Annotated in this window: 26 protein-coding genes; 9 read left to right on the top strand and 17 right to left on the bottom strand. The window is 69.9% G+C overall.

The genetic code is table 11. The features are described from left to right. Nucleotides 1-46: 46 nt before the first annotated feature. The 9 genes from KBX21_RS14500 to KBX21_RS14460 are packed head-to-tail and all read right to left on the bottom strand — an operon-like array spanning nt 47 to nt 9,989. Complete coding sequence (locus tag KBX21_RS14500; protein ID WP_210842219.1) at nt 47-1,321, bottom strand: ATP-grasp domain-containing protein; 1,275 nt, start codon at nt 1,319-1,321, stop codon at nt 47-49. After that, nucleotides 1,318-2,586, bottom strand: coding sequence for an MFS transporter (locus tag KBX21_RS14495; RefSeq protein WP_210842218.1), 1,269 nt, complete (start codon nt 2,584-2,586; stop codon nt 1,318-1,320). The genes KBX21_RS14500 and KBX21_RS14495 overlap by 4 nt, the downstream gene beginning before the upstream one ends. An 11-nt stretch (nt 2,587-2,597) precedes the next feature. Beyond that, entirely contained in the window at nt 2,598-3,578 is a 981-nt protein-coding gene (locus KBX21_RS14490; protein ID WP_210842217.1) for a branched-chain amino acid transaminase, read from the bottom strand. Then, entirely contained in the window at nt 3,569-4,831 is a 1,263-nt protein-coding gene (locus tag KBX21_RS14485) for a GNAT family N-acetyltransferase (RefSeq protein ID WP_210842216.1), read from the bottom strand. Before KBX21_RS14485 ends, KBX21_RS14490 begins: the two co-directional genes overlap by 10 nt. Further along, on the bottom strand, nt 4,828-6,087 hold the full coding sequence (locus tag KBX21_RS14480) for an acetyl-CoA carboxylase biotin carboxylase subunit family protein (RefSeq protein ID WP_210842215.1): 1,260 nt from the start codon (nt 6,085-6,087) through the stop codon (nt 4,828-4,830). Before KBX21_RS14480 ends, KBX21_RS14485 begins: the two co-directional genes overlap by 4 nt. Then, the gene (locus tag KBX21_RS14475) at nt 6,084-7,169 is read right to left on the bottom strand and encodes an Ldh family oxidoreductase (RefSeq protein WP_082206359.1); all 1,086 of its coding nucleotides are present in this window, start codon (nt 7,167-7,169) and stop codon (nt 6,084-6,086) included. The genes KBX21_RS14480 and KBX21_RS14475 overlap by 4 nt, the downstream gene beginning before the upstream one ends. Continuing rightward, nucleotides 7,166-8,263 carry an enolase C-terminal domain-like protein gene (locus tag KBX21_RS14470; protein ID WP_210842214.1) on the bottom strand — a complete coding sequence of 366 codons (1,098 nt, stop codon included), beginning with the start codon at nt 8,261-8,263 and terminating at the stop codon, nt 7,166-7,168. Before KBX21_RS14470 ends, KBX21_RS14475 begins: the two co-directional genes overlap by 4 nt. A gap of 23 nt (nt 8,264-8,286) precedes the next feature. Then, nucleotides 8,287-9,285, bottom strand: coding sequence for a diiron oxygenase (locus KBX21_RS14465; RefSeq protein WP_247665728.1), 999 nt, complete (start codon nt 9,283-9,285; stop codon nt 8,287-8,289). Then, nucleotides 9,282-9,989: a TauD/TfdA family dioxygenase gene (locus tag KBX21_RS14460; RefSeq protein ID WP_247665759.1), complete on the bottom strand. Its 708-nt coding sequence runs from the start codon at nt 9,987-9,989 to the stop codon at nt 9,282-9,284. The genes KBX21_RS14465 and KBX21_RS14460 overlap by 4 nt, the downstream gene beginning before the upstream one ends. A gap of 989 nt (nt 9,990-10,978) precedes the next feature. Here KBX21_RS14460 and KBX21_RS14455 point away from each other — a divergent pair. Beyond that, the gene (locus KBX21_RS14455) at nt 10,979-11,284 is read left to right on the top strand and encodes a hypothetical protein (protein ID WP_210842212.1); all 306 of its coding nucleotides are present in this window, start codon (nt 10,979-10,981) and stop codon (nt 11,282-11,284) included. Between the two features lie 16 nt (nt 11,285-11,300). Here the strand turns inward: KBX21_RS14455 and KBX21_RS14450 are convergent, their stop codons facing one another. Genes KBX21_RS14450 through KBX21_RS14435 form a run of 4 tightly spaced genes read right to left on the bottom strand, consistent with a single transcriptional unit; the run spans nt 11,301 to nt 12,774 of the window. Next, the gene (locus KBX21_RS14450) at nt 11,301-11,630 is read right to left on the bottom strand and encodes a rhodanese-like domain-containing protein (protein WP_210842211.1); all 330 of its coding nucleotides are present in this window, start codon (nt 11,628-11,630) and stop codon (nt 11,301-11,303) included. Next, nucleotides 11,627-11,893 (bottom strand): hypothetical protein, encoded by a 267-nt coding sequence (locus tag KBX21_RS14445; protein ID WP_210842210.1) that lies wholly within the window; start codon nt 11,891-11,893, stop codon nt 11,627-11,629. The genes KBX21_RS14450 and KBX21_RS14445 overlap by 4 nt, the downstream gene beginning before the upstream one ends. Continuing rightward, entirely contained in the window at nt 11,890-12,333 is a 444-nt protein-coding gene (locus KBX21_RS14440) for a hypothetical protein (RefSeq protein ID WP_210842209.1), read from the bottom strand. Before KBX21_RS14440 ends, KBX21_RS14445 begins: the two co-directional genes overlap by 4 nt. A gap of 21 nt (nt 12,334-12,354) precedes the next feature. After that, on the bottom strand, nt 12,355-12,774 hold the full coding sequence (locus tag KBX21_RS14435) for a MarR family winged helix-turn-helix transcriptional regulator (protein ID WP_210842208.1): 420 nt from the start codon (nt 12,772-12,774) through the stop codon (nt 12,355-12,357). 246 nt (nt 12,775-13,020) lie between these two features. Between KBX21_RS14435 and KBX21_RS14430 the strand changes: the two genes are divergently transcribed. The 7 genes from KBX21_RS14430 to KBX21_RS14400 all read left to right on the top strand — a co-directional run bounded on the left by KBX21_RS14430 (nt 13,021) and on the right by KBX21_RS14400 (nt 20,214). Next, a complete protein-coding gene (locus tag KBX21_RS14430; RefSeq protein ID WP_307869217.1) occupies nt 13,021-14,256 on the top strand; it encodes a trypsin-like serine protease in 1,236 nt (411 codons plus the stop codon). A 455-nt stretch (nt 14,257-14,711) separates the two neighbouring features. Beyond that, nucleotides 14,712-15,005: a lactococcin 972 family bacteriocin gene (locus KBX21_RS14425; protein WP_049570460.1), complete on the top strand. Its 294-nt coding sequence runs from the start codon at nt 14,712-14,714 to the stop codon at nt 15,003-15,005. An 8-nt stretch (nt 15,006-15,013) separates the two neighbouring features. Further along, nucleotides 15,014-15,316 (top strand): lactococcin 972 family bacteriocin, encoded by a 303-nt coding sequence (locus KBX21_RS14420; protein WP_210842206.1) that lies wholly within the window; start codon nt 15,014-15,016, stop codon nt 15,314-15,316. Nucleotides 15,317-15,334: 18 nt separating this feature from the next. Beyond that, complete coding sequence (locus KBX21_RS14415; protein ID WP_210842205.1) at nt 15,335-15,628, top strand: lactococcin 972 family bacteriocin; 294 nt, start codon at nt 15,335-15,337, stop codon at nt 15,626-15,628. A gap of 66 nt (nt 15,629-15,694) precedes the next feature. Further along, nucleotides 15,695-17,749, top strand: coding sequence for a bacteriocin-associated integral membrane family protein (locus KBX21_RS14410; protein ID WP_210842204.1), 2,055 nt, complete (start codon nt 15,695-15,697; stop codon nt 17,747-17,749). A gap of 458 nt (nt 17,750-18,207) precedes the next feature. After that, nucleotides 18,208-19,374: an amidase gene (locus tag KBX21_RS14405; protein WP_210842203.1), complete on the top strand. Its 1,167-nt coding sequence runs from the start codon at nt 18,208-18,210 to the stop codon at nt 19,372-19,374. Nucleotides 19,375-19,467: 93 nt separating this feature from the next. Further along, complete coding sequence (locus KBX21_RS14400) at nt 19,468-20,214, top strand: hypothetical protein (protein WP_049570447.1); 747 nt, start codon at nt 19,468-19,470, stop codon at nt 20,212-20,214. Here the strand turns inward: KBX21_RS14400 and KBX21_RS14395 are convergent. The 4 genes from KBX21_RS14395 to KBX21_RS14380 all read right to left on the bottom strand — a co-directional run bounded on the left by KBX21_RS14395 (nt 20,211) and on the right by KBX21_RS14380 (nt 25,193). Continuing rightward, nucleotides 20,211-21,353, bottom strand: coding sequence for a sorbosone dehydrogenase family protein (locus tag KBX21_RS14395; protein ID WP_210842202.1), 1,143 nt, complete (start codon nt 21,351-21,353; stop codon nt 20,211-20,213). The two genes, KBX21_RS14400 and KBX21_RS14395, sit on opposite strands and share 4 nt — an antisense overlap. Nucleotides 21,354-21,402: 49 nt before the next feature. After that, complete coding sequence (locus KBX21_RS14390) at nt 21,403-22,542, bottom strand: aromatic acid exporter family protein (protein ID WP_210842201.1); 1,140 nt, start codon at nt 22,540-22,542, stop codon at nt 21,403-21,405. A 394-nt stretch (nt 22,543-22,936) separates the two neighbouring features. Further along, nucleotides 22,937-23,644, bottom strand: a complete 708-nt coding sequence (locus tag KBX21_RS14385; RefSeq protein ID WP_049570609.1) for a Crp/Fnr family transcriptional regulator — start codon at nt 23,642-23,644, stop codon at nt 22,937-22,939. Between the two features lie 154 nt (nt 23,645-23,798). After that, the gene (locus KBX21_RS14380) at nt 23,799-25,193 is read right to left on the bottom strand and encodes an MFS transporter (protein WP_307869216.1); all 1,395 of its coding nucleotides are present in this window, start codon (nt 25,191-25,193) and stop codon (nt 23,799-23,801) included. Between the two features lie 216 nt (nt 25,194-25,409). Between KBX21_RS14380 and KBX21_RS14375 the strand changes: the two genes are divergently transcribed. Further along, a complete protein-coding gene (locus KBX21_RS14375; protein ID WP_049570436.1) occupies nt 25,410-25,844 on the top strand; it encodes a VOC family protein in 435 nt (144 codons plus the stop codon). The last annotated feature ends 23 nt before the right edge of the window (nt 25,845-25,867 follow it).

Here is a 25,867-nt window from a genome sequence, read left to right as displayed (position 1 = left end):
CGCCGTCACCACGGCTTGCGGGACGGCGGACCTCACCACTCCTCGTTCACACAGCTTCGTCGGGTGCGGTGCCCCCCACAAGCGGGACCGAGAGCACCAGTCGACACGAGGCGACCGCTTCGTAGGCCTTGCGCACGGCCTCCTCCGACGTGGGTGCCTGCACCCTGATCTGGAGGATCCTCGCGTGGGAGTCCTCCATGGGCCGGACATCGTCCTGCGCGCTCACGTAGGACTCGACATCGAAGCCGTCCTGGGCCTTCAGCTCCTCCACCCCCTCGACCCGCACGACTCGGCCCTCGCAGGGTGAGGAGCCGAACCAGATCGCCTCAGCCTGCTCCGGCTGCTGTGAGAGCCGCTCGCGGATCTCAGGAAGGACCCGTTCACCCACCGTCTGGCGGACGATGGCGTCCACGAGGTCGACCCCGGTCGCCCCCTTGACCAGGGCGGGGATGTCGTCCCCGCCCAGGCGCAGGTGGGTCTCGATGAGGCGTGGCCCGGCATCCGTCAGGACCAGTTCGGTGTGGCAGGTGCCGTCGCGCACGCCCAGGGCGTCGAGCACCTCGGGCAGATAGCGCCCCACGGTCTCCCTCTGGCTCTCGGAGATGAGGGCGGGGACGACGTGGCCGATCTCCACCAGGGAGCCGGGGTGGGAGAACTTGCCGGTCGCCGCCACCACACAGTGTTCACCGCCCTCGGAGAACGACTCGACGCTGATCTGCGGTCCGGTGAGGTACTCCTCCACCAGGACCTGGGCACGGTCGGTGTCCCCTGAATGGTCTGCTTCGGAGCACCGGGCGTAGGCCAGCCGGGCCTCCTCGGGGGTGGAGACCACCGAGACCCCGGCGCTGCCGGTGCCGTCCACGGGTTTGAGGACCCACCGCCCGGGGTTCCCACCCACCCAGTCGGCGGCCTCGTCACCGCTGGCGCATCGCCGCGCGACGACCTTCTCCACTCCCGCGTCGGCCAGGATGCGCCGCGTGAGCTCCTTGTCGTAGACGGCCCTGACCAGTTCGACCGGGTGCCATGCCAGCCCGAGCGCCTCCGCCAGGCGTGCCGCTCGGAGCTGGTCGCGCTCCGAGAAGGCCGCGATCCGGGTGAAGGGGTCGTCACGGTGGATACCGAGAGCCGCGCCGATCCACTCGCTGTCGGGACTGTCGCTCTGGAAGGCCAGGACCCTGGCGTGCTTGTCGACGTCGCGAAGCCTGGGCACGACGTACATCTGGCACATGACCGAGGTCCGCAGGCCCGGGACGTGTTCTCGAAGCAGGCCCGGGATCTCCATCCCACCGCCCACCACCAGCACGTGCTCGGTAGTCGTCACGAGATCTTCTCCTTTCGCGCGGTGGCGCTTTCACCGGAACGACGCGCGCCCGCGGCCATGAGCAGCGTGCCGAGGGCGAAGGCTCCGGCGAGCACGATCCACCCGGCGGGGCCCCGCAGCACCACCGCCGTCATGAGGGGCGGGCCGATGGTCAACTGCACGGAGTTGCCCAGGTTGAACACTCCCAGATACCGACCGATGAGTGCGGGCGGCGCCATCCTGTGGGAGAGCTCGAACGAACCCACCGAATGCAGGTTCTCGCCCACCGTGAGGAACAGGATGGCCAGCACGGCGAGCGTGGTGGCGCCCCAAAGGCCCGCGTTCGCCTCCGCCGCGGCGAAGAGCAGACAGCAGGCGAGCAGCGGCCCCACTGCGGCGATGACCGTCCTGCGAGCACCGTCGTGGTCCTTGGCCCAGCGGGTGAGGGGCACCTGGAGGAGCACGGTCAGCACGGTGTTGACCGCGAGGAGGGGGCCGACCATGGCGTCAGGGACCTCGGTTCGGCTGACCAGCCACAGCGGGAAGAGCGTGAAGAGCAGTGAGTCGTGGAGCAGCACCAAGGTGTCCCCGGCGACCAGGGTGAGGTAGCGGCGGTTCCGGAACGGGGACGGCCCCTGATCGACCTCCTGCTCCGAGGATCCGTCGGCGGCCGTGGGGCGTTCCCCCTGCTCGGCACTCTTCATGACCGCGCCCGTTCGGGCGACCGCCGCAACGGCGGCCCACAGCGCCGCGTAGGAGAGCGCGTTCAACAGGAAGCCGAGCTGGAAGGCCCAGTCCGTGCCCAGCCCCAGCAACACGCCGGTGAGCAACAACCCGACACTCATCCCGACGTTGCGCGCGGTGCGCACCCCGGCCATCGATCGGCTGCGTTCTCCCGGTGGTTCGCTGTGCACCACGAACGCCTGCTGAGCGGTCCCGCTCCCCCGGTCCAGGGGCACGAGCAGGCAGGTGAGCAGGGCGTAGGCCAGGAAGGAGTCCACGAACAGGAACCCCGAGTAGCCGACCATCCGGACGACCACGAGTGCCTTCCAGACACGGCCCGCGCCCAGGAGGTCGCACAGCCATCCCGTGGGGACCGAGGCGAACAGCGCGAGGAGGTTGGCGAACCCGATGATCAGACCGACGTAGAGGGGTTCCACTCCCAGGGAACGAACGAGGAAGACCGGGAGGAGGCTCAGGAACAGGCCCGTCCCCAGGGAGTCGAGCGCCGCACCGCACGAGAGGATCCTGCCCGACCGCGTGTTGGGCAGATAGGCCCTGACCAAGGCCGAGGGCCTCATGACCCGGAAGCCGTGCTACCCGACGTGAGCGGGCTCGGTGCGGGGGCGTCCGGCGAGCAGTCGGTGGACCAGTCCTGGTGGTCCTCGCACCGGCCGTGGAAGGCGCCGTCGAGCGCGCCGCGCAACTTCGCGTACCAGGGCCCGGGACGTCCCTGGCCCACCGGGCTCCCGTCGATCCGAACGACCGGGGCCAACTCCATGGCGGTTCCGGCGAGCATGACCTCCTCGGCTCCGGACAGTTCACGGGGTTCGACCGGGCGGCACAGGGTCGGCATCCCGTGGTCCTCGGCCAGGGTGAGAACGGCGTCCCTGGTGATCCCGGGGAGGATTCCCTCGCTCAGGGGCGGCGTGACGAGCGTGTCGTCGATGACAGCGAAGACGTTGGCCGCGGACGCCTCGGCGACCCGGCCCTCCTGGTTCAGCAAGATCGCCTCGTGGTCGCCTCCGCGAACGGCGTCCAGCCGCGCCAGGGAGGGATTGAGGTACCCGCCGGTCGACTTCACGCTGGGTGGGATCTGGGACGCGGCGCACCGCACCCAGGAGCTGGTGCGCACGGAGATACCGCTGTCCGCGTCGCTCACATAGCCCGACCAGGTCCAGCAGCCGATCACGACACTGACGTCGTCGATCTGGCCCGCGACCGACATCGCGCCGGCCCTGAGCATCACCAGCGGCCGGAGGTACCCCTCGGAGAGCCCGCTACGGCGCACCAGTTGGACACACGCGGCGATGAGTTCCTCCTGGCTGTGGGGCAGGCTCATCCCCAGGGCCTCGGAGGAGGCCTCCAGACGACTCAGGTGTTCGGCCAGGCGGAAGATGAGGGGGCCGGGGCGTTCCGGGTCGTCCGAAGTGTAGAAGCGGATGCCCTCATAGGCGCCCCAGCCGTAGTGCAGGCTCGGCGTCATCACGTGGACCATCGCCTCGGGGCCCGAGACGATCTCGCCGTCCATCCAGACGGCCTCCGTTGTCACATCCATGGTGTTCCTTCCGTGACGTCCAGGTCGGTCCGCGCCATACCGGATCCGCACTCCTGCACCAGTCGTCTCCGCTCACCGGTGTCCTGGGCGCGGAGGACCCGTTCCAGGGGGTTGTCCGGGCCGAACGAGAACAGTCCGAAACGGGGCTCGAAGCCGCATCCTCGCGTGCGTTTGGCCGGATAGGCGGACAGGCCCAGTTCCAGGCGCCGGATACCTCGGGGCAGGCCCCATTCGAGTACGTCGTAGTAGACGAGGTTGAAGTAGCAGTAGTGGTGGCTGGAGAGCCTCTCGTAGTCGAACCCCGCGGTGCGGGCGTAGACGGTGTCCCCGTCGACGAGGAGGACGACGAACCCGACGACCGTCCCGGCGCGCCAGGCCCGGTTGACGACCACACGGTCGCCGCACCAACGTGCCAAGGACCTGAACTCGGCGGCGGAGCGTTCCCGGTCCGGTGGCATCCCGTGGCGTATGCGGAGATTGGCCCGCATCTCGATGAGGTCCTCTCCCAGGGCGTCCGGTCCGGTTCGGATCTCGCTGACGACGTCGCTCTCCCCGTAGGCGCGGCGCTCGCGCCACACACGGGAGCGGCGACGGGTCGAGAGGGAGGCCAGGTAGTCCCCCCAGGAGTCACCGGAGCACTCCAGGACGCTCTCCGCTCCCAGGACTGCGGTTCGGTACTCGGAGTCGGGGGAGGCCGTGGCACGCAGGAGTTCGGGGGTGAGGTACAGGAGCGCGTGACTCGCGCACCGCAGCTCCTCGGCGGCCTCGGCGACGGCGGTCGGCAGACCTTCCAGGAGTGACGCGCGCTCGGCGGCGTCGGCCGCGGGATGGACCAGGATTCCGTGGTGGGCACCATAGCTTCCCGCGGCGAGGCTGGGGTAGGCGGCCGTCCTGGCGTCCTCCAGTTCCGTGGCCGTCACGTTCGGGTGTTCGTCCGCTCCGAGCCGTGCGGAGTCCCCGAAGGCGCGCTCGTCTCCGGCCATGGCCGGCACGTCGTAGAAGAGCAGGCCTCCCGCGTGCTCTGTGAGGAGCAGCGGCACGAACATCCGGGGGCCCCGATGGTCGAAGGCCACGAGCTGGAGCGCCCTGTGCGGCGGCAACTCCTCCGTCGCACGGCGAAAGTCCGGACGGGACCAGACCCGGGTCCGTCCGACGGGGTCCTCCCAGGTGTCCAGGTCCGTTCGTGCGGCGACGTCGGACAGTTCGGTGATCGCCCAGCGGACGGCGGAAGCGGTGTGAGTGCGAGCGTTCATCCGGCGCCCACCCCCATCACGGCTTCCTCGTGTCCTCGGTCCCGTGGCGGTGGCTCCCACCTGACCTGTGCCTCCAACAGTTCCGCCGACCGGGTCAACCGCTCCTGGAGGGTGTCGGCGTCCGGGGCGGTGACGGTCCAGGTCAGGACGAAGTCACCCGACTTGCGTCGGGCGTAACGGTCCGCGTCCCACACCTGCCCGTCACCGAACTCCAGGTCGCGCACCCACGGTGCGCATTCCGGCGGCGGTGCTTCCGGCAGGGCAGCCAGAGCGCCCAGCCGGGGCGGGAGCCCGTAGTTGGCGACCAGCCGCCCTTCTGCTGCTCGCTTCCCGAGCGCCTCGGTGTCGCACTCCAACCCCGCCGCCACACGCGTCCACACCTGTTGCAGGCTGGTGTCCAGGGCACGGTCGAGCATGGGTGGAATCGGGTGCCCTGGCATTCGTGAGGCGATCTCGCACAGCACCGGGGTCCTTCCCTCCGACACGAAGAACTCGGCGTGCAGGAGGAGGTCGTCTGCGGGGGGCAGGGCCCGCACGACGTTCCACAGTTCCTCGACGAGGGGGGTGTACCAGGGATGCTCCGGAGGCAGCAGACTGCTTCCGCCGCCCTGGTCGGCCAGGTGCGCGAGACACCCCAGTTCGGTGTACACGGCTGGCAGGGCGAACACGGGTTCGCCTCCGACCATGAGGCCGTCCACGTGGACCACGGTCCCGGGAACGAACTCCTCGACGACGTGGTCCGGCAGCTTCTCGGGCAGTTCCCCCAGCGCCCTGTGGTCGTCCAGTACGCGCACGCCGACACTGCCCGACGCCCTCCTCGGCTTCACCACCACGGGAACACCGTGCGCGTGGACGAAGGCCCGTACCTGTGACGCCTTCTCCACGCACCAGGAGCGCGGGCCGGGCAGGCCCGCCGCAGCGGTGTGCCGACGCATGAGCGCCTTGTCCCGGTAGGCCGCGGCGCTGGCGGGCGACTGCCCCACCAGACTGAGCTGTTCCCGCAGGCGGGCGGCCGCGATGACGTCGGACTCCGCGTAGGAGACCACCCGTTCGATCGGGTACCGCTCCGCCAGACGCAGCCCCGCCGCCACGATGGCCTCGGTTCCGTACTCTTCCAAGGGCACCGTGAGCGCCGCGTCCTCGGCCCCGGTCGGCAACGGTCCACCCGTGATGAGCAGGGTCCGGCCCAGGTCCTCACCGAGCGCGGCGCGCAGGTCGAGTCTCCGCTGGCGTGGACTCACGAGTATGAGGATCATCCGGTCACCTTCCGCCCTTGTCGACCCGCCGTCATCTCGGCCTCCAGGACACGTAGGAGGTCGAGGGTGGCGCCGTCCAGCTCGAGCCCCCGGGCGCTCTGACGCGCCTCGTGTTCGCGTTGCGGGTCGCCGGGCACGAGGACCGGGGAGGCGGGGTCTTTGGGCTCCGCGGCACGCACCCTGTCCACCAGGCCGTTCATCCGCTCCTCCGCGGCCTCTCGTCCTCCGAACGCGGCCGGGTCCACGGCGATGAACAGGTGCGCCACCCCCCGGTCGGACCCGTCCTCGGACGTACCGATGTGGGCCATCTGGAAGTCGAGCGGGCCACCGACGAGCACGGCCGTCAGCACGGTCACCGCCATGGCCAGACCGTGCCCCTTGTATCCGCCGAGCGGGCTCAGGGCCCCCGCGTCGTCAGGACGGATCGCCGTGTCCCCGGTGGAATCCAGCGCCCAGCCGGGCTCGAGATCGGTGCCGGTCCGGCGGCGCTCCTTGATCTCACCGAAACAGACCTGGCTGGTGGCCATGTCCAGGCAGAAGTCCGGGCCGAAGGCGATCGCCACCGGGTTGGTTCCGAACAGCGCCTCGATTCCACCGAAGGGTGCCACCCGTGAGGCTGCCGACGTGGTGACGATCCCCAAAAGCCCCTCGGCGGCGATGCGCCGGGCGTAGGCACCCGCGGCCCCGAAGTGGTTGGATCCGCGAACGCCCACCACGCCCACACCGTGGGACCGGGCTCGTTCCACCGCTGTCCGCGTGCCGTTCAGTCCGGCGGAGGCGCCCAGGGCGCCATCGGCGTCCACGTGCACCACGGGCCCGGTGTCACCGAGGGTCCGGGGCGAGGGGTCCGGGCGGGACACACCCCGGCCCAACTCGTCGATGTAGGCGGAGAGCATCCGCACGCCATGGGTGTGGATCCCCAGGAGCGACGTCTCCACAAGCAGATCGGCGACCTCCTTCGCGTCGCGAACGCCCCTGGAGGCCAGTGCGGCCGTGACCACGGTCCGCACCCGTTCCGGTGCACACTCGTCCTCGGGAGCCGTCGCGCCCTGGTGGTCGCGAGTTTCGTCGGTCTCGTTCATCCCAGTGTTCCTCCCAGGGGGACGGCCACGATGGGTCCGACCACGGATTCGGGATCCGCGGCCCATGCCTCGGATGCGGGGTCTGGAAGAAAACCGGTCCCAGGCAGACCGGACAGGCCGATCCGACCCGAACCGTCGAGCCGGACACCGGTTCCGGTGTCGGTGGCCAACAGGGCGATGGTGTCGACGTCCACGTGGTCGACCATCCCGGAGAGATGGGCCGCCGCGCTGGCGCCGATCGAGGACTCCGGCAGGCAGCCGAGCATCGTGGAGATGCCGCGCTCACGGCAGGCCCGAAGGATCTCCAGGCTGGGGGTGATCCCGCCCGCCTTGAGGATCTTGACGTTGACCCCGTCGAAGTCCCCGGCGTGGCGCTCGAACTCGTCCAGGTTGGTCACCGACTCGTCCGCGAAGATGGGCACCGGGCTCACCTCACGGGCCCGCAGCTGCGCCTCTCGGTCTCCCACGGAGAACGGCTGCTCGATCGCGGCCACCCCCAACGAGGGCAGTTCGCCGAGGACGGCCGCCAGGTCCTCGTAGGCCCAGCCCGCGTTGCCGTCCAGCCAGAAGGGGGCGTCGGTCCGCTCGCGGAGCAGGCGCAGCACGTCCAAGTCCCCGGCCTTGCCGAGTTTGACCTTGTACATGTGCCAGTCGGAGGATTCGGGAAGCTTGGCGACCATGGCCGCGGGTTCGTCCAGGCCGATGCTGTAGGCGGACCGCCTCCCAGTGGGGTCCGGACATCCGAGCCGTTCGTAGAGCGGGATCCCCGCGAGTCGGGCGGCCAGGTCGTGGCAGGCCACGTCGAGCGCGCCGAGGGCGAACGGGCAGTCGGCGAGCAGGGGGGCGAGCCTGGACCAGGTCAGCTCCGGACGTTCGGGGTCACAGGAGGACAGGGTCGATTCGACACCTCGCAACCGTTCGATCAGCGTGGCCAGACGCGAGGAGTAGACGGAGGTCATGAACTCGGGGGCCTCCCCCCACCCCGACTCACCGCGTGCCCGGACCTCGACGACCACCGCCCGGTGCTCGGGGATCGCCTCCCGGGCCGAACGCCACACGTCGTGGTCCACGGTGCGCGCCAGGTGGAGGCGCAACCGCATTCCGGCGGAGGCCGGTCTCAACGATCGGTCACCGAGGTGCCCCAATCGAACTCCACCTCCCCCAGCACGTCCATCTCGGTCATGAGCGAATGGAGACCGCTGTAGTTCCGGACCAGCCGGGAGCGGGAGGTGTCCTCCTTGGTCTCGGCGACCATGCGCTCCCGACCGGGGATCTGCTCGACCTCGAGAATGCGTTCCCAGGTCGAGTAGTCCGTGGCGACGAACGCCTCAAGGCCCGCGACCATGCGGTCCAGGAAGAAGCGGCGCTTGTTGACGTCGAGGACGTCGTAGACCATCTTGGCCAGTTCGTCGGAGATCGAGGCGTGGCAGTACTCGTCGCGATTGTGCAGCTTGGCGGTCGTGGAGTTGATGACCTGGATCTCCTGGTCATCGGCGAGGAGGTCCAGGTAGGCGTTGATCGAGATCTCGGAGACGGTCGCGAAGGCCAGGGTGGTGAGGCTGCGTTGCCAGCGTTCGGACGAGGCGTCCCTCAGCCGCTGGTGTTCCAGCGCGGTGTGGGAGGCGGGTAGGAACGCGTCGGGGAACGGGTCCTTTCGGCGCTTGCGGGTGATGGCGTTCGCGTTGATGTGCATGAGCGTGTGGTACTGCTCATCCACCATCGCCTGGGCCAGGGCGATCTCGATCTCCTGTCCGCCCAATGAGGGGTATTCGCCCTCCATCACCAGAGCGAAGGCGGGATTGGCCACACGCTGTTCGGCCATCACCGTGTGCCGGTTGTAGGCGATCCACGCCCAGCTGAGCAAACGGGAACGTTTCTCTTCGGGCAGTGCCTGCCAGATCGGGTGGCCGGAGAACGGGATGATCGCCTCTGGGTAGTCAGGCCGGGATTCGTCGAAGAGGCTGTCGAGGTCGGGCTCGTCCCGTTTCACCGTCGCACGTCGATACCAGTTACCGGCCAGACGGCTGATGACGGCGCTTTCGGCCTCGTCATTCGGGTCGAATGACGGCAAACCCGGAATGTGCACGAATCCGTCATCGGAGGGCTCAGTGGTCATTCGGCGCTCCCATCAGTGAACCAGAAGCGGGTGAAGTGCCGCCCCTTGTCTTCGTACTCGGACCTGGCATGGAGGAGACGTCGGTTATCCCAGATCAGAAGGGCGTTGTCGGGGATGAGGACGCGGGTGCGGTGTTTGTCGAACACCTCGCTGACGCGCTGGGCCAGCCTGCGGCCCTCGGCGCCGAGCGGGAGTCCGCTCTCCTGCGCCACGGCGTCGAGGTCCGGGTCGAATTCGCCGTGCACCAGGAGGTTGTAACTGAAGCGAAGTCGAGCCCGCCCCTGATCGGTGTACTCCAGCATGGGGGCCTTAAGGCCGGGCAGACCAGGAGGTCCCGGAAAGTCCAGAACGCTTTTCAGGTTCCGGATGTCAGTGGGATCCAGGTGCAGCAGGAGTTCGTCGACCGGGAGCAGGTCGGTGTGGCCACCACCGCAGCGAGCCTGCCGGTGGCAATAGAGGGCGATGAACGCGGGGCTGCTCGGCCAGCCCGGCGCCTCGGTGTGAGCGAGGATCGTGTTCGTGCTCTGCGAGTACGAACGGCTCTCGTTTCCAGGGCGGTAGGTGATCTCGTGCGTGACCTTGCCCGAGTATTGCGGTATCAGGTCGCCGAAAGATTGAACCACTTCGAAGGCGTCGTCCACGCCCCCCAGACCAGGGATTACGACGTACCCCTGTTCATGCAGCTCGCGCCTAAACGATTCCATTTCCACTTCGCCCCTTGACTAAAGAAGGTCCAACGGAAAACCACCGGCGCAAGCTACCACACCATGACGAGCTTTATGAAGGGCCTGTAAAGCGGCGAACCCAGGCCCAGTTTAGCTACTTACCGTAGTTTTCATTCCCGGCGGCGATCCGAGCCTGCCAGGAGACCCGCGAATCGTGAGGTCAAGGCTTCCCCCAAGGTGGAACCCCGTCCTCTGCGGCCTCACGATATGTAACGGAAGGCCGAGGCAGTCCGGACCATCTCACCGTTTGGTCCCGACAGTCCAAAAGGGTTCCGATTCCACGCACACCCGTGAACTGGCGCCTTGCACGACCAACGGCAGGGATTGGCCCCGAACATTCACTATATGGCGAACATCACATTATGCGGGCATCCTTTCAGGTGGATTACACATGTCGGTGACGTAAGTGTGCTCACCGGGTCCGTGGAGATCCACAGCGCGGCCTGGGCGAGGTACCAATCGACGATCCACGCCCGATGCCGGACGCCAGTCCGGCGCGCCGGGCCCTGACTGCGACCGACCCGTTCAGCCCGGGCTCATTCGGCTCCTCCCCTTTTGCTCACACCGGGGACAACGACCTCGGCCCGCGCACCCTGGAAAGCACCGGGAACCGTGGGTCCCACACAGTGGACAGGTCGGTCTGAGAACCAGAGGGATGGCCTAGGGCGCGGTCCTCGAGGAAGCCGATGTCACTCCCCCACAGGCCCGCGGCGTGGAAGGACGCGCCGGTGTCCGCTGTGCCCCAGCAGCAGTGGGGCCGGTCCCCGGGTTCACTTCGGGAGGTGAGAAGGCAGTGGGGCCGCGAGTTGGTGAGCTTCCCGATCCGGTCCGTCGTTCCCCAGCCGCTCTCCGTGGCGATCCTCCGCGACACATGATCCGCCTTCTGGGACACGCTCGAACGGAACCCCGGGTCGCAGCGGTGTTCTGGGAGGGTGGTCACTTCGGGACCACCCTCTCCGGGGACGCACATGAGCTCAGCGACCACCGCCTTTGCCGGGTACAGCCATCTGTTTCCCGGGGCCCGCGTCCTCGTGGAGACGGACGCCGAGGACCTCGCCCAGCTTCCCGAGTCGTTCCCCGTGGTGTTCTCCGACGACTCCCTTTCGACCGCCCGGCTCCTGCGGGAGGACGGCCGATCCTGGATCCTCGTGGTGGAGGGTTACTCGACCACGAAGGGAACCCGCCTCGACGAGCGGGCATGGGCCGTCAGCGCGGTCGAACCCGACGCCGAGGGGCTCGGGCTGACCCTTGGTTCCCGTCTGCCCACCGGATGAGCGAAGCGGGCCCCGGTCACTGACTGAGCGGCCCGCCCGCGGCGCGCCACTCGACGAGTCCACGACTCATGTTGACGGCGTCGAAGCCGTACTCCACCAGGAGGTTGGCCGCACCGGCGGACCGGATTCCACCGGTGCAGAAGGTGATGAGGAGACGTTCCTCGGGCAGCTCGTGAGCGCGCCCCCGCAGGTGTTCCAGCGGCATGTGGACGGCACCCGGGATGTGCGCCCGCTTCCACTCGAACTCACGGCGGACGTCCACGACGAGCGCGCCCTCCCCGACGAGGCGGACCGCCTCTGCGGCGGGGACGGACGGCGGACGGCGCAGGTAGTGGCGCAGACTCATGCGGCTCGTGCCTCCCTGCGTACGTTCACCACGGTGAGGGGTCCGCTCAGCAACGGGACCACCGCGCCGATCCGGGTCCGCGCGGTGAGGCCGCGGCCGAGGAGCGCGGTGACCGCGACCGCGAGGTAGAGCGCGCCGTGGGTCGGGCCGAGCACGCTCGAGACCGTGTCGTCGTGCACGGTGACCAGGTTGGCCAGCAGCGCGAGGACGCTGACGAGTTCGAGCGCCGAGAGCGCGGCCAGGGTTCGGAGCAGTCCGTTCATGAGTGGTCCGATCCCGGGCGCACGATCATGAGCACCACGACGACCACCCAGAGCAGGTTGAAGACACCGACCACCATGCTGAGACGGCGGAGCTGTGTGCCGTCGTCGGGCGAGGCGAGCGCGTCACGCTGGCGCGGGCTGATCTGGAGCACGAGCAGGGCTCCCGCGACCGCCGTGAGCCCCATCGCGACGACGATCCAGATCTCCGAGGTCCTGCCCTGGACGATGGCCAGTACCAGGCCGACGACCGGAACCACGAGTGTGAGGGCGCCGTAGACCCGCGTGATGCGGTGCAGCAGGCGGGCCGTCTCGGGGCCTCGCTCGATCCGGGCGGCGCCCGTGACGGGCGCGTAGCGGGGAAAGAGGCTCGTGGCCACGGCCACGGGACCAACGAAGAGAATGCCCGCCACGACATGGACGGACAGCAGCAGTGCTTCCATAACCTTCAGGCTAGCTGAAGGTTAGTCGGAGCCCGCCAGCGCCCTCGCCATGGTGAGGCGCAGCGCCTCGGTCAGTCCCGGGTGCTCCGTGGCGAACTCCTCGTCCAGCCTGGCCACCACCTCGGCCGCACGGGCGAGGAGTGCCTCGCCCTCGGCGGTGACCCGCAGTGTCGACGCGGCCCCGGCCTGGGCGGTCCCGTCGTCGACGAGTCCGGCCGCCACGAAGGCGGCCACCGCCGAGTGGGCGCTCTGCACGGTGATTCTCGACCGGCGGGCGAGTTCGCTGAACGAGATGCCCGGGGTCCCCCGAACGTGTCCCAGCAGTCCGTACTTGCGCGTGGTCAGTCCGAGTGGTTTCAAGGCCGCGTTGAAGGCGGCCTCCCACACCCGGCCCAACGTCAGCAGTGCGACCGTGGGGCTGAAGGGAGGCTGTTCCGGCATGCGAACAGGCTAACGGCGCCGCTCGCTCGGCCGGTGAGGAGACCGGCACCCCGCCTTTGGCGTCCACGGCCCCTACACCTTCTGGCCCCCTCTCCTCGCGACGTGTCCGACCATCGTCGGATGGGTGTTTGGTCCTCGCGGTCGATGTCCGCGACGCCCCTGGTTCCTAGATTCGGGGGTGACAGGGAGACGCGACACGGGACGGAAAGGTCTGGCATGACTGACAGCCGCAGGAGCCGACGGGGCGTGACGATCGCGGGAGTTCTGGGCGCGGGGGCGTTTCTGGGAGCGACGGCCCTTGCGGCCCCGGCGGGCGCGATCATCGGTGGTGACGACGCCACCGAGGAGTACGAGTTCATGGCGGCCCTGTACGACGACAGCGGCGAGCACCTGTGCGGGGGCGCGCTGGTCGATGACCAGTGGGTACTCACCGCGGGCCACTGCACCGACCCCGAACAGCTCACCGTGCGGGTGGGCAGCACCGGCCTGGACGAGGGAGGCAGCGAGCGCGCGGTCGTCGACGTCGTCCTCCACCCCGAGTACGAGGTGGAGGACGTGAGTGACGACCCCGACTACCCGCTTTCGCAGTACCTGCTGCGCAACGACGCCGCACTGGTAAAGCTGGACTCCCCCGTCGAGGAGACCCCGATCAGCGTCGGAGGGGAGTCGGCCGCCCCGGGTTCCGCGGTGCGCGGCCTGGGCTGGGGGATGCTCGACGAGTTCGGTGAGGAGGGGAAGCCGGACACCCTCCAGCAGCTGGACACCGAGGTCGTCTCCCCCGATCGCTGCGCCGAGATGGACCCTGGGAGCGACCTCTGCTCGGAGCACCCCACCGACAAGGCGCAGATGTGCATCTCCGACTCCGGGGGTCCCCTGGTCCGTGGGGAGGAGGGGAACTGGGAACTGGTGGGCGTCGCCAGCCGTGACGGCGACTTCGACGAGAACCCGCTCTGCGTGGGGTCGATGGTCATCACCGACCCGGTGGCGCACACGGACTGGATCACCACCACCGTTGCGGACGCGGAGTGGCCCGAGTACGAGCAGGGTGAGATGGGGTGGAACATCGAGGTCGCCAAGCGGCTGCTGGCCGACGAGGGATCCTTCGAGCCGGGTGAGGTCCTGGACTACCGGTTCGACGAGGCCACCGTGGCGGCCCTGCTTGACTACCAGCAGGCCACCGACCTGAAGGTCACGGGGATCCTCGACACGCGCAGCTGGGAGTTCCTGGCCGAGGAGGCGGGCAGCGTCGTCCAGGGCGACGAGGGCCACGCGGTCGGCGCCGCGCAGACCGCTCTGGCGGAGAAGTTCGGCCACGACCTCAGCGCCGACGGATACCGGATGCACAGCCCCGAGCCGGGTGTCTTCGGCGAGGCCACGCATGAGGCCGTAGTGGACTTCCAGGAGCAGGCTGGGCTGTACGTGGACGGCGAGGTCGGACCGACCACGCTCCAGGCCCTGGTCTCAGCGCCCGAACAGGGCTGACTCCCAGGAGCAGGCCTCGACCCCCAGGGGTCGGGGCCTTCCGTACTTTGTCCACAGGTTGTGGACAAAAGGTTGTCGACCCGGACCGGGTGGGGTAGCCCAGCCGGGCACCACGACGATGCCAGGAGGGGCAGGGCCGGTTCTTCAGGGGCCGGTTCTTCAGGGGCCTGTCCACAGCCTGTGGACGGACCATCCGGCACCCCACGGGAACAAAAGGAACAATTCCCAAGAATACCGATTCGTGACACCCATTACCCCGACCCCGACCAGGCGTCTGGATCGTGTCCGCATCCGGCCACAAAAGAGAAATACCCAAAAGGGCGCGGTAGTACTGGATTTCAGAGGGGCGGAGCATCTCGGCCCTTCAACCGTGAATTCTTGACGATGCCACTTTCCTCCGTCGCTCCCCCGTTTCGGAGCATCGACACGGAGAACAACAGGACCGGGGTCCTCGAATGCGCAATACCGTCAACCAAGGAATCGTCGTCGCTCTCGTCGTCGTGGGGGTCACCGCCGGGGCCACGGGTGCGGCCCTCGCGGGCACCCGCGTGGGCGGTGGCACCTGGCACCACGGAGTCACCGTCTCCTCCGTGTACTCCAACTACCACCACGCCCAGAACTGCCACGGGTCGACCGCTGTGGGCACCTACACCGACCGCTCCAGGAACACCGCTGCCGGCCACACCTCCTACGCCAGCGCCCCCAAGGCCTGGACCAACAACCAGTCCTACTTCCGCAACGGCTGCTAGGGGCCACCGTGAAGTCGCTTTCACGTGTGTTCGTCACTTTCCTCACCGCCGTCGTCATCGCCCTGGGCGGCGCAACGGCAGCGCTGGCCGCGCATTCCTATGTGGGCGGCGGTGAATGGCTCTGGGGCATCACCGGAGTTCCCGGATCGGGCGAGGTCTACTCCCATTTCCTCCACGGATCCGCCTGCCACGGAGCCACCGCGGTGGGAACGCGCACCGTGCGGGTGAACAGGAACCCCGGGCAGTGGGCCCGGGCCAACGCACCGCGTGCGAACGGAAACAACCAGAGCTACTGGCGCAACGACTGCTAGCCCCAGCAGGGAGCCCCAATGAAAGCCCTCCTCCGTCTGTCCGCCATCGTGGTCGCCGTCCTCGTCATGACCACCGGCACCGCCCTCGCCCAGACCTCCCGGGTCGGCGGCGGGGTGTGGGAACGCAGCCTCACGGGAATCCCTGGTCAGGGGTTCGTCCGTTCCTACTACCACCACCCGAAGAACTGCCACGGGGCCACCGCCGTGGGCACCCACACCGAGCGGGTCAACGCCTCCGCCGGGTTCTGGGCCAGAGCCGAGGCCTCGCGGGCCATGGCCAACAACCAGCAGTACTGGCGCAACGGCTGCTGACCCGTCCCGGGAACCCGTGGGCGCTCCCCGCCCCACGGGTCCACCTCGCCCTGACAGGACCGCCAGGTGCCCAACCGGACCCTCTCCTTCGCCTACACGGCGTGCGTCGCCTTCGCCGCGCTGCTCGCCTTCCTCCTGGCCGCCACCGCCGAACAGACCGTTCACGTGCTCGACGACCCGCACCTGGTCTGGATCACCGAGAGCGACGGCACCCACGACACCGACGAGGTGGCACGCTCCGTGCAGGAGGTCGCCGACGCCCATGACGCCGCCATCGGCTACAGCGTCCTGGACGTCCACACGCCGTCCTCGCTGGCCCACCTGTACCTGGCGGTCTCCGACCCCGGTTCCCGGTACGGCCGCTGGCTGGACGAGGGCTATCCGTCCTTCAGCCGTTCCTTCGCCGTCCGGACCCATCCCATCTCAGAGTTCGGCGACGTGGGCCCTCACGGCTACTACCTGGTGTTCGGCGCACCGGAGGCCGCTCCCGCGCTGCGCGAGGCCCTGGCCGAACACGGCCTGTCCGAGGCGCCCGGCATGCAGAGAACCCAGCTGTGGCACTTCCTCGCCAGCGGCCACCTGTTGCACCTCGTGGCCGTCGCGATGCTCACCACGGTCACCGCCACGGGCGCCGGGGTCCTGCTCGACTCCCGCGACCACGCGGTCCGGCGACTCCAGGGGCACTCCTACGGTCGGCTGCTCGCCGGTGAGCTGTTGGGGGTCCTGCGGCTGTGGGCGCTCGTCCTGCCCGTGTCGGCCGTGGCCGTGCTGGGGCTCCTCGGCGTCCACAACGGTGGGAACCAGATCGGCTTCTACTCGCTCCTGGCACTGGTCTTCCTGGCCGCGCTCACCCTGGCCTGTCTGCTCACCCACGCGGTGTTCCTGGCCCTGGTGGGCGCGACCGGCATCCTGCCCGCGCTCCGGGGGCGGCTGCCGGTTCGCGGCACCGTGGCCGCCGTCTACCTGGTGCGCGTCCCCGCCCTGGCGCTGACTCTTGTGCTGTTGGGCTCGGTGGTCACCACCGCCCGGGAGGCCCGGGAGCAGGGGCTCGGCGTGGAGGTGCATGACGCGTACGGACAGACCTCCCGCCCCGCGTTGAGCGCCAACTACGGCTGGGCGGACGACCAGGCGGTGGACGACACCCTCGGCCCGTGGCTGCGGCGCACGGACGCGGACGCGGACCTGGTGTTGGCGGCCCAGATGCACCCCTCCGAGATCGTCCCATCCGTCCCCGGGAGTCCCGCGGTTCTGGACAACCCCGTGCTGCTGGTCAACGACACCTACCTGGACGAGGAGGAGGTCCTCTCCCCCACTGGGAGACCGTACGGTTCCGCGGGAACCGTACGGGTCCTCCTCCCCTCCTCCGTCTCCGGCCACTCCGGTGCCCTGGTCGAGGGGGTGACCGGTTGGCTCGGCGTCAACGGTGCTCCGGGCGAAGGGTTCGACGTGCGGGTCCTGCCCGCCGCCGACGAACAGACCCTGTTCACCTACGGCGCGGAGGAACGTCTGGGCGGCACCCTGCCCCTGCTGTACGAACCCGTGCTCATCGTGCTGCCCAACGGGGCGGTGCTGTCCGACAACTCCTACGTGAACCACATGTCCGCCAGACAGACGGTCTTCCCCGACCCCGGGGTGGTGGAGGCGTTCCGTGCGCGGAGCCCGGAGGCCTCCCGCTACGTCTCCATGGTCGAGACGCTCGGCACCAGTGCGCGCAGAGCCCACGCGCTCACCGTGAACGCGCTGCGCACGGAGACCTTCAACCTGGTCGGGGCGGGCGCCGTGCTCCTGTTGACCGCCATGGCCGCGTGCGTGGTCCACGCGCGTACCCGGGCCCAGGAGATCTTTGCCCGGCACATCAGCGGGTGGGGGTTCCTGGCCACCCACCGCCGCCTGCTGACCGTGGAGGCCGCCCTCGCGCTGGCCTTCGTGGGCTGGGCCGTGGTCCACACAGCCGCGAGGCTGTCCGCCCCGGACGATCCCGCCCGACCGCCGACCGACCAGGCCAGCGGGGCCGAACCCCTCCACGCGGCGGGGATCGCCCTGGCCTCACTCACTCTCACGCTGGGCGTGCTCGCCTTCCTGCACCGACGCGTCGTCCGGGAGGGAGCCACACGAGCCTGAGCCGACCGGACCAACAGTCAGCGCCCGGAGACGGGAAAGCGAGGAGGCGCCTGTCCGCCGACCAGCGGAAGCGAGGCTCTGGACAGCGTCAACGACTCCGCAGCGGTGGACGCCCCGCACGGCATGACCCGGAAGGCTCGCGCCGCACTCACCGCCACCCGCGACCAGGCCGTCCGTGACCCCGCCAACGACCGCAAGTTGGTGGACGTCCCATCCGCGTGCAGCCTGACCGGACGGGAGGACCAACCGCGGCCCGTCCGAGCGCGTGAGCCTGAACAGCGTCAACCGACGGCGCCCTGGTAGTTGGGCGTCCCGCACGGCATGACCCGGAAGGCTCGCGCGGCACTCGGCGCCACCCACGACTGGGCCGTCCGTGACACCGTCGACGTCTCGGAGGCGCCCGAGGTGGGCGATGCGGACCACCGCCCCTCGTTGCTGCCGCCCCTACTCTCGGGCGCATGGAGAACCAGCCACCGTCCACGGCGGGCGCGATCGCCGCCAGGGTGACACAGGGTGCGACGAGCGCGGTCGAGGCCGTCCGGGAGTCTCTGGCGGCCGTCGACCGGATCGCACACCTGCGCGCCTTCGTCGAGGTCTGGCCGGAGGCGGCACTGGAGTGCGCGGCACGGGTGGACGCGGCGCTGGCCCAGGGCCACCCCCTCCCCCTGGCTGGGGTGCCCCTGGCGGTCAAGGCCACGGAGGGGGTCGGCTCCCACCAGGCCCGACGACTGGTCGCGGCGGGTGCGGTACCGATCGGGGCCACCTCGGTGCCCGGCCCCGGGACCCCGTGGAAGACCTGGGGGAACACCGACGACGGCCCCACCCTCAACCCCTGGAACACGGAGCGCGTCCCGGGCGGTTCCTCCGCGGGTTCGGCCGTCGCGGTGGCCACCGGCGCCGTGCCGTTGGCGACCGCGAGCGACGGTGCCGGGTCCACCCGCATCCCTGCGGCCTGGTGCGGGGTGATCGGCTACAAACCGACCACGGGGCTGCTTCCGGCGCGCGACCGGGCCGGGCTGACGGTCGGCGGGCCGATCGCGCGCACGGTCGGGGACGTCGAGCTGTACCGGAGCGCCGTACTCGGCGGCCGTCCCGTCGCCGCGCCTCCACGCATCCGAGTCGCGTGGTCGCCGACGCTGGGATTCAACGATCCGGAGCCGGAGGTGGTGGCGCTCGCGGAACGGGCGCTGTGGCGCTGGGCCCGGTCGCGCGGGGTGACGGTGACACGGTCCGAGATCGCGCTCACCGATCCCACGAGTACCTGGCACACCCGCCGGGAACGGGGCAGCAGCACGGGCCCCGCCTCCGTCGGGCAGCGGGACCAGTCGGCGCTGGACGGCCTCCTCCACTCCGTGGACCTGCTCGCCACTCCCACGACTCCGAACCGCGCCCACCCGCACTCGGGACCGGGCGACGTGATGAGCGTCGGGTTCACCTGGCTGTTCAACCTCACCGGGCACCCGGCCCTGAGCCTGCCCGCAGGGCTCACGGAGGACGGTCTGCCGGTTGGCCTGCACCTCGTGGCACGGCACCACGAGGACGCACTCCTGTTGGCCGCCGCCCGTGACGCCGAACAGGCGCTGGCGCGGGCCCTCGGGGACGGCGGTCACGCACCGGAGATGTAGCATCTGAGGCGGATTCTCCCCCTCGTCCGCGTGTTCCCCGGCCACCGGAGAAGACCGTGTGACGGGGCTGCCCCAGACACGGAAACGGACGGCATGGACACGGAAGAGACCCAGGTCATGGCCAGGACGGGCCAGTTCACCACCACTCTGGGCTGGGAGACCGCCGTCAGGGGTCGGGTGGCCGCCGCGGTCGACCGTTTCGCCGGTCCGCTCGCCGACCTCGCGGAGCGCGATGCCAACGACGGCGACACCCGCCTGTTGGTCGCCGACTTCTTCAGTGTCGGTCTGAACTTCAGCAAGTACCAGGACCTGACCACGGAGTACCGCACCAGCGGGGACTCGATCGACTACGCGATCGTCCTCGACGGCGAACTGTTCGCCCCGGTGGAGGTACGCCGGATCGGCCAGGACCTGGACCTGCGCAACATCCAGATGGCCCGGCGCCTGGCCGTCGAGCAGGGCGTGGACTGGGTGTTCCTCACCAACGGCCGCGTCTGGCGGGTCTACCACCTGAGGCCCGCCGCCGACGGCGGTGCCCCGCAGCCGGTCGTCGTGGTCGACGTGGACCTGCTGGACGAGGACTCCCACGACCGCAACGTCGACGGTCTGTTCCTCCTCACCCGCGAGTCCGTCGAGCACGGCCGGTTGGACGCGATGCGCCGCTGGCGCGAGGCGGCCGAAGCCGCCCCGCTGTCCGGTGCCCTGATCAGCGACGAGGTGGTGGCCGCGGTGCGCGATCGCCTGAGGGAGAACGCCGAGCACCCCGGGCACGTGGGTGAGGACGACGAGATCCGCCGTGTTCTGGCCGAGGAGGTCGTCGCCCGGGGCCTGCTCGACTAGTCGCCGGTTCGCTCCAGCGGCACGGTCATGATCCGGTCGTCGTCATCGGCGGGCGAGCCCCAGGAGTCGAGGTTGCTGGTGCTCAACCACAGGGTCTGGCCGTCGGGGTGGGCGACCACCGTGCGCAGGCGGCCGAACTCGTCGACGAAGTGCGGCTCCGGTTCGCCCACGGTGCCGTCGCCGTTCAGGGGGATCTCCCAGAGCCGGGCGCCGCGCAGCGCCGCCACGTACAGGGAGTCCCCGGCGACCGCCGCGCCGCTCGGTGAGGCCTCGGCGGGCTCCCAGGTGACGAGCGGGTCCGTGAACTCGTCACCGCCGCCGGGCCCCTCCACCTCCGGCCATCCGTAGTTGTTGCCCGGTTCGATCAGGTTGACCTCGTCCAGGGTGTCCTGGCCGAACTCGGTCGCGTAGAGGTTCTCCTCGGAGTCCCAGGCCAGGCCCTGCACGTTGCGGTGGCCGTAGCTGTACACGTGGTTGCCGAAGGGGTTGTCCGGGGCGGCTTCGCCGTCGTCGGTGATCCTCAGGATCTTGCCCGCCAGGGAGTCGGTGTCCTGGGAGCTGTCCGTCTCCTGGGCGTCGCCGGTGGCCACGTACAGGTAGCCGTCGGGCCCGAAGGCGATCCGGCCGCCGTTGTGGGTGTTCGCGGCTGGGATTCCGTCCAGGATCACCTCGGATCCGCCGAGTGAGCCGGATTCGTACTCCACCCGGCTCACCCTGTTGTCCGTGTCGGTGGTGTGGTGGACGTACACGTGGGGCCGCTCGGGGAAGTCCGGGTCGACGGCCAGGCCGAGCAGACCCCCCTCACCTCCGTGGCGGACGCCCTCGATGGTCCCCGCCTCGGTGACCTGGCCGTCCGGGGTCACGTGGGCGACGACGGCGGAGTCCCGCTGGGCGACCAGGGCGGACCCGTCGGGGAGGAAGTCGATCCCCCATGGAACGTCGAGGTCGGTGGCCAGGGTCTCGGGCTGCCCGAGGCCCTCGCCCCCGGTCGCCCCGTCTCCGGGCTGGCCGCCCGAGCCGGAGCCGTCGGCGCCGGTCGTGGAACAGGAGCCCACGAGGAGGACGGTCCCGAGCAGGGAGAGCGTTCGGGTGAGCAGGAGGGGCCGTGTGGTCCCGGCGCGCGTCGGTGTCCGATCCATGTCCGAACCCTGCCCGCTCCGCACACGGGGTACGCCCCCGGGTCCGGCCTCACCCGGGGTCGTGGCGCTCGGTGTTCTCCTGGCCCTGGTGGATCTCCTCGAAGATCCGCTCGACGTCGGTGATCAGGGCGCTGTAGACCGGCCAGTTCCGGTCGTCCCAGCGATCCCGCAACGCGTCGCGCTCCTCGTCCACCTTGCGCAGCGCCTCGTCGACCTTCTCCCGAAGGTCGCCGGAGGCGGTCGCACGCCCGGGCTCCTCGGAGTCGTGCACGGTCTGGAAGACGTCCGAGACGCGTTCGACCAGCGGGGCGAACTCCCGAAGGAAGGCGTCGTCGGGTTCCGGGAAGCGTGCGCCGCGTCGGGTGGTGGTGCGCAGGGTCCGGACGATGGACTGCACGTGCCGGGAGGCCCGACTCAGCGCGGAGATCCACTCGCCGTAGGTCTGGAGGGCACGGGTGTCCATGCGGGCGCCGGCGACGAGCTTGCGGGGGTTGAGCCGGGTCCGGTCCTCCTGGCGCTGGACCGCTTCCTGGGCGTTGCTGACGGAACCGTCGAGTCCGTCGCTGGCCCGGATCCAGTGGTCCAGGTCGAGTCCCTCGCCCCCTTGGCGCAGACCCTGCGCCATCTCCCCCGTCAGGGAGCGGAGTCCGTCCGCGAGGTCCCGGACCGCGTTCTCGGCGTCCCGGAACCGGATGACCGGGGCCATGACCGTGTTGGTGACCAGGGCCGAGGCGGCGCCGACGCAGACCATCAGCAGGAGGTATCCGAGGTCGGAGGCGCTCTCCGCGGTACCGCCCGCGAGCGCGAAGGCCGCGACCACCGGCAGCTGCGTACCCTGGCCGCCGAAGAACCTGGCCTGTCCGGCGATCAGCGCGATCAGCAGCAGCACGGTGAAGGACCACACCTGGGCTCCGACCGTCAGCCCCGTCAGCCCGGCGAGCAGGGCTCCGGCGAAGACCGCCGCCACGTAGCGGCCGGACTGGAGCACGGAGCCGTACACGCTCGGCCGGACCACGAGCAGGGCGGTGAACGGGGCGAATCCGATCTGGCTGGAGGCTCCCAGCAGGGTGCCCACGACCCAGGCGACGGTGGCCGCGATCGTGCACTTGACGATGATGACGGCGGTCTCGCGCTCGAACCCGCGTCGTTGGCGGGCGCGCCTGATCCCGTTTCGCAGTCCCTCGAACACCCTCGCCCCCGTTCCTCCGTGACCACACACCGTAGCCGTCGTTCCCCGTTGGGCCCGGGTTATGGGTCCGTTTCCAACAAATGTCGCGGCCACCCGACATGAGCGTCGAGAAGCGGACGACGGGGGTGACGTGGTCGGTCGTCGGGGAGGGCACGAAGATCCCCGGTGGCAGGGGGACGGCCACCGGGGCGGTGTGGAGACGGGGGGTAGCTGCCGGAATGGTGCCGTCCTCACCACTCCGGCAGCCCGACCACTCCTCTCCGCACAGGGGGAGGGCACCGGAGGAGGGCGCGAACAGTGCGGAGCGAGAGGTTGGGCGTGATGCCCAGGTGAAGTCTGTCGCCTACGGTGACCGTCGGACCACCGATCAATCGGTAATTCAGGACAAAAAGGATTACAAAGCGGCTTCGAAGACTCCGTTCAGGCGCTCCATGTCCACGATCACCACGCGCCGGTAGCTGGTGATCAGGATGCCCTCGGACCGGAAGCGCCGGATCGCGTTACCCACCGCGTCCGTGCGGGCCCCGACGAGTTTTCCCAGGTCCGTGTGGGAGAGCCGCACCCCGAGATGGACTCCCTCCTCCGTGGGCACCCCGTGCCGCTGTGCCATGTCGACCAGGATGCGGGCCACCCGGGCCTCCACCTCGTAGCCCGCGAACTCCGCCCGCTGACGGTCCGCGCACTCCTGCCGCTCCCCCATCACGGCGAGCATCGCGCGCCAGGCGTCGGGGTGCTGTTCCAGGAAGCCCTCGAAGACCTGGTGAGGGTAGACCCGGATCGTGTGCGGGGCGCACGAGGTGACCGTGGCGCTGGGCCGGGTGTCCCGGAACATGCCCAGCTCACCGACCAGGTCACCCCACCTGCGGATGCCGAACATCGCCTCGGTGCCGTTGCGCAGCACCGACGTGATCTTGACGCACGCCGGGTCGGCCGCGGTGCCGTTCTCCGGGGGACACAGGAGCATGACCTGTTCCTCCGCGTCGCCCTGGGAGATCAGGACCCGGTTGGTGGGGATGTGCCGGGGCGGCGCGAGAGCGAGGAGGCGGTCCACCGTCCGGGGACCGAGCCTGGACACGAAGCTGCCCGTCGGCCAGTCGGTCATGCGTCCTCCGATCATGCCCACAACGATGCCCAGGTGGTACCCAGTTCCGCAGGAGAAGCACGAAATCGGCGGATCTTGTTTCCCCGAACCACGGTGATCGACCGGTCCGGGATCCGGCGCGCCACGGCGCCGAACCCCGGATCACGAACCGCTCCTAGGCCCCCGCGGTGATCCGCGAGCGCGGAGCCCTGGTCAGGGCCAGGACCGCGACGACCACGACCAGCACGAACCCGCTCAGGGACAGGGCGACCCCGTGCAGGGCCCCGGTGAATGCGGGACCGGCGAGGTGACCGCCGGTGAGGACCGCCAGGGCCGCGCCGACCACGGCGATGGAGACGGTCTCCAGGCTGAGCCGGGTCGCGTTGAACACCCCGGCCGCGGTGCCCACCCGCTCGGGCGGGACCGCACCCAACCCCAGGCCGTCGATCATCCCGCCCGTCAGGCCGACACCCGACCCGACCAACAGGAACGGCAGCATGACCGTCCACGGGGTGGAGTCCGGGCCCAGCGTGGTGAAGCCGAGGACACCCGTTCCCAGCAGGAGGAGCGCGCCGACCACCACCGCCGTGGGCGGGAACCGGTTGGCCAGTTCGGCGCCCACCGCGGGCAGCACCAGGGTCGGGACGGTCATGAGCAGCAACCAGAGTCCCGCCGTGCCCGCGCCGAGGCCGACCACGTTGATCAGGTAGGACGGCAGGTAGACCAGGAGCGGGACCAGCACCGACATGAAGGTCGCGGCCGCCAGCGCGTAGGCCACGAACCGGCGGTTGGAGAGCAGGCCGAGATCCACCAGCGGCACCTCGCGGCGGCGCTCCACCAGGGTGAACAGGACGAACAGGGCCGCCGACAGGGCCAGGAAACCGACCAGCACCGGCGCGCCCCGGCTCGGGCCCTCGACCAGACCACCGATCAGGCTCAGCAGGGCGGCGGTGAACAGGGCTCCGCCGAGCCAGTCCACGGGCCGTCCGTCACCCCGCATCGCGGGAACGCGTGTCACCAGAAGCAGAACCGCCCCCGCCACCAGCGCGGGTCCTGCGAAGGCGAACCGCCAGCCCAGGTTCTCGACCAGCAGTCCGGCCACGGCGGGCCCGAAGGCGGTTCCGGCGCCCAGCACGGTACCGAGCAGCCCGAAGGCCCTCGCGCGCGCCGGTCCCTCGAAGGCCAGGGCGAGCATGGAGCCCCCTCCGGCCACGGCGGCCGCCGCCCCCACCCCACCCAGGGCACGCAGGGCGACCAGCGCCCCGATGTCCTGGACGAGCAGGCTGAGCAGTCCGCTCACGAAGAAGAGGACCACGCCGAAGGCGTAGACCCGGCGGCGCCCGACCGCGTCGGCGATCGACCCGGCACTGACCAGGAAGGCGGCGAAGCAGGCGTTGTAGGAGTTGACCACCCACTGCGCGGAGGTGAGCCCCACGCCCAGGTCGCGCTGGATGTCGGGCAGCGCGACGGAGGCCCCGGTCAGCGCCAGCGGCAGGAGGAGGGTGGAGAGCAGGACGGTGACGAGCACGATGGTGCCGCCGCCCCTGCCTGTGGACAGAGATGTGTTCACGGGTACGTCCGGTGTGGAGAGAAGGACACCGGGCAGCCCGAAGGACCGCACCGGCAGGGAAGCTGATGCGGCGGTCGGAACTGTGAGGGATCAGGCCGCCGCTAGAGGGCGGCCAACTCTTTCGCGAGCGGCATGGGCGCAGGTTAACCCCATCCGCCCTCCCGGAGCCAGCGATATTCCCTGGGCTGTCGGAGATCCGCGGTCTAGGGTGGGCCGATGACCACGATCAGAGAGTTCCAAGTCACCTTCGACTGCGCCAGTCCCGAGCGCGTGGCCCGGTTCTGGTGCGAGGTGCTGGGGTACGTCGTGCCACCGGTCCCGGAAGGATTCGCCGACTGGGACGAGTTCAACCGCTCGCTCCCGCCCGAGCAGCAGGATTCCGCGTTCGCCTGCGTCGATCCCTCGGGCAAGGGTCCCCGCCTGTACTTCCAGCGCGTCCCCGAGGGCAAGACCGTCAAGAACCGGGTGCACCTCGACGTGCGTGCCGGTACCGGTCTCGTCGGGGACGAACGCCTCTCCACGCTCCAGGCCGAACGCGAACGGCTGGAGGCGCTCGGCGCCGAGTGCGTCCGCGTCATGCGCGCCGACGGGGTCAACGAGTCGTGCATCGTGATGCGGGACATCGAGGGCAACGAGTTCTGCCTGGACTGAGTGCCGGGCGGGGCCGCAGGGGG

This window comes from Nocardiopsis sp. B62 (assembly GCF_018070675.1).
GTDB lineage: Bacteria > Actinomycetota > Actinomycetes > Streptosporangiales > Streptosporangiaceae > Nocardiopsis > Nocardiopsis prasina.
This window is presented reverse-complemented; position numbering and strand designations above follow the sequence as displayed.

Coding starts and splice junctions, on each gene's coding strand:
- KBX21_RS14490 (WP_210842217.1), bottom strand. CDS start 3,578: ATGGATGTGACAACGGAGGCCGTCTGGATGGACGGCGAGATCGTCTCG.
- KBX21_RS14485 (WP_210842216.1), bottom strand. CDS start 4,831: ATGAACGCTCGCACTCACACCGCTTCCGCCGTCCGCTGGGCGATCACC.
- KBX21_RS14480 (WP_210842215.1), bottom strand. CDS start 6,087: ATGATCCTCATACTCGTGAGTCCACGCCAGCGGAGACTCGACCTGCGC.
- KBX21_RS14475 (WP_082206359.1), bottom strand. CDS start 7,169: ATGAACGAGACCGACGAAACTCGCGACCACCAGGGCGCGACGGCTCCC.
- KBX21_RS14465 (WP_247665728.1), bottom strand. CDS start 9,285: ATGACCACTGAGCCCTCCGATGACGGATTCGTGCACATTCCGGGTTTG.
- KBX21_RS14460 (WP_247665759.1), bottom strand. CDS start 9,989: ATGGAATCGTTTAGGCGCGAGCTGCATGAACAGGGGTACGTCGTAATC.
- KBX21_RS14455 (WP_210842212.1), top strand. CDS start 10,979: ATGAGCTCAGCGACCACCGCCTTTGCCGGGTACAGCCATCTGTTTCCC.
- KBX21_RS14450 (WP_210842211.1), bottom strand. CDS start 11,630: ATGAGTCTGCGCCACTACCTGCGCCGTCCGCCGTCCGTCCCCGCCGCA.
- KBX21_RS14445 (WP_210842210.1), bottom strand. CDS start 11,893: ATGAACGGACTGCTCCGAACCCTGGCCGCGCTCTCGGCGCTCGAACTC.
- KBX21_RS14440 (WP_210842209.1), bottom strand. CDS start 12,333: ATGGAAGCACTGCTGCTGTCCGTCCATGTCGTGGCGGGCATTCTCTTC.
- KBX21_RS14435 (WP_210842208.1), bottom strand. CDS start 12,774: ATGCCGGAACAGCCTCCCTTCAGCCCCACGGTCGCACTGCTGACGTTG.
- KBX21_RS14425 (WP_049570460.1), top strand. CDS start 14,712: ATGCGCAATACCGTCAACCAAGGAATCGTCGTCGCTCTCGTCGTCGTG.
- KBX21_RS14415 (WP_210842205.1), top strand. CDS start 15,335: ATGAAAGCCCTCCTCCGTCTGTCCGCCATCGTGGTCGCCGTCCTCGTC.
- KBX21_RS14405 (WP_210842203.1), top strand. CDS start 18,208: ATGGAGAACCAGCCACCGTCCACGGCGGGCGCGATCGCCGCCAGGGTG.
- KBX21_RS14400 (WP_049570447.1), top strand. CDS start 19,468: ATGGACACGGAAGAGACCCAGGTCATGGCCAGGACGGGCCAGTTCACC.
- KBX21_RS14395 (WP_210842202.1), bottom strand. CDS start 21,353: ATGGATCGGACACCGACGCGCGCCGGGACCACACGGCCCCTCCTGCTC.
- KBX21_RS14385 (WP_049570609.1), bottom strand. CDS start 23,644: ATGACCGACTGGCCGACGGGCAGCTTCGTGTCCAGGCTCGGTCCCCGG.
- KBX21_RS14375 (WP_049570436.1), top strand. CDS start 25,410: ATGACCACGATCAGAGAGTTCCAAGTCACCTTCGACTGCGCCAGTCCC.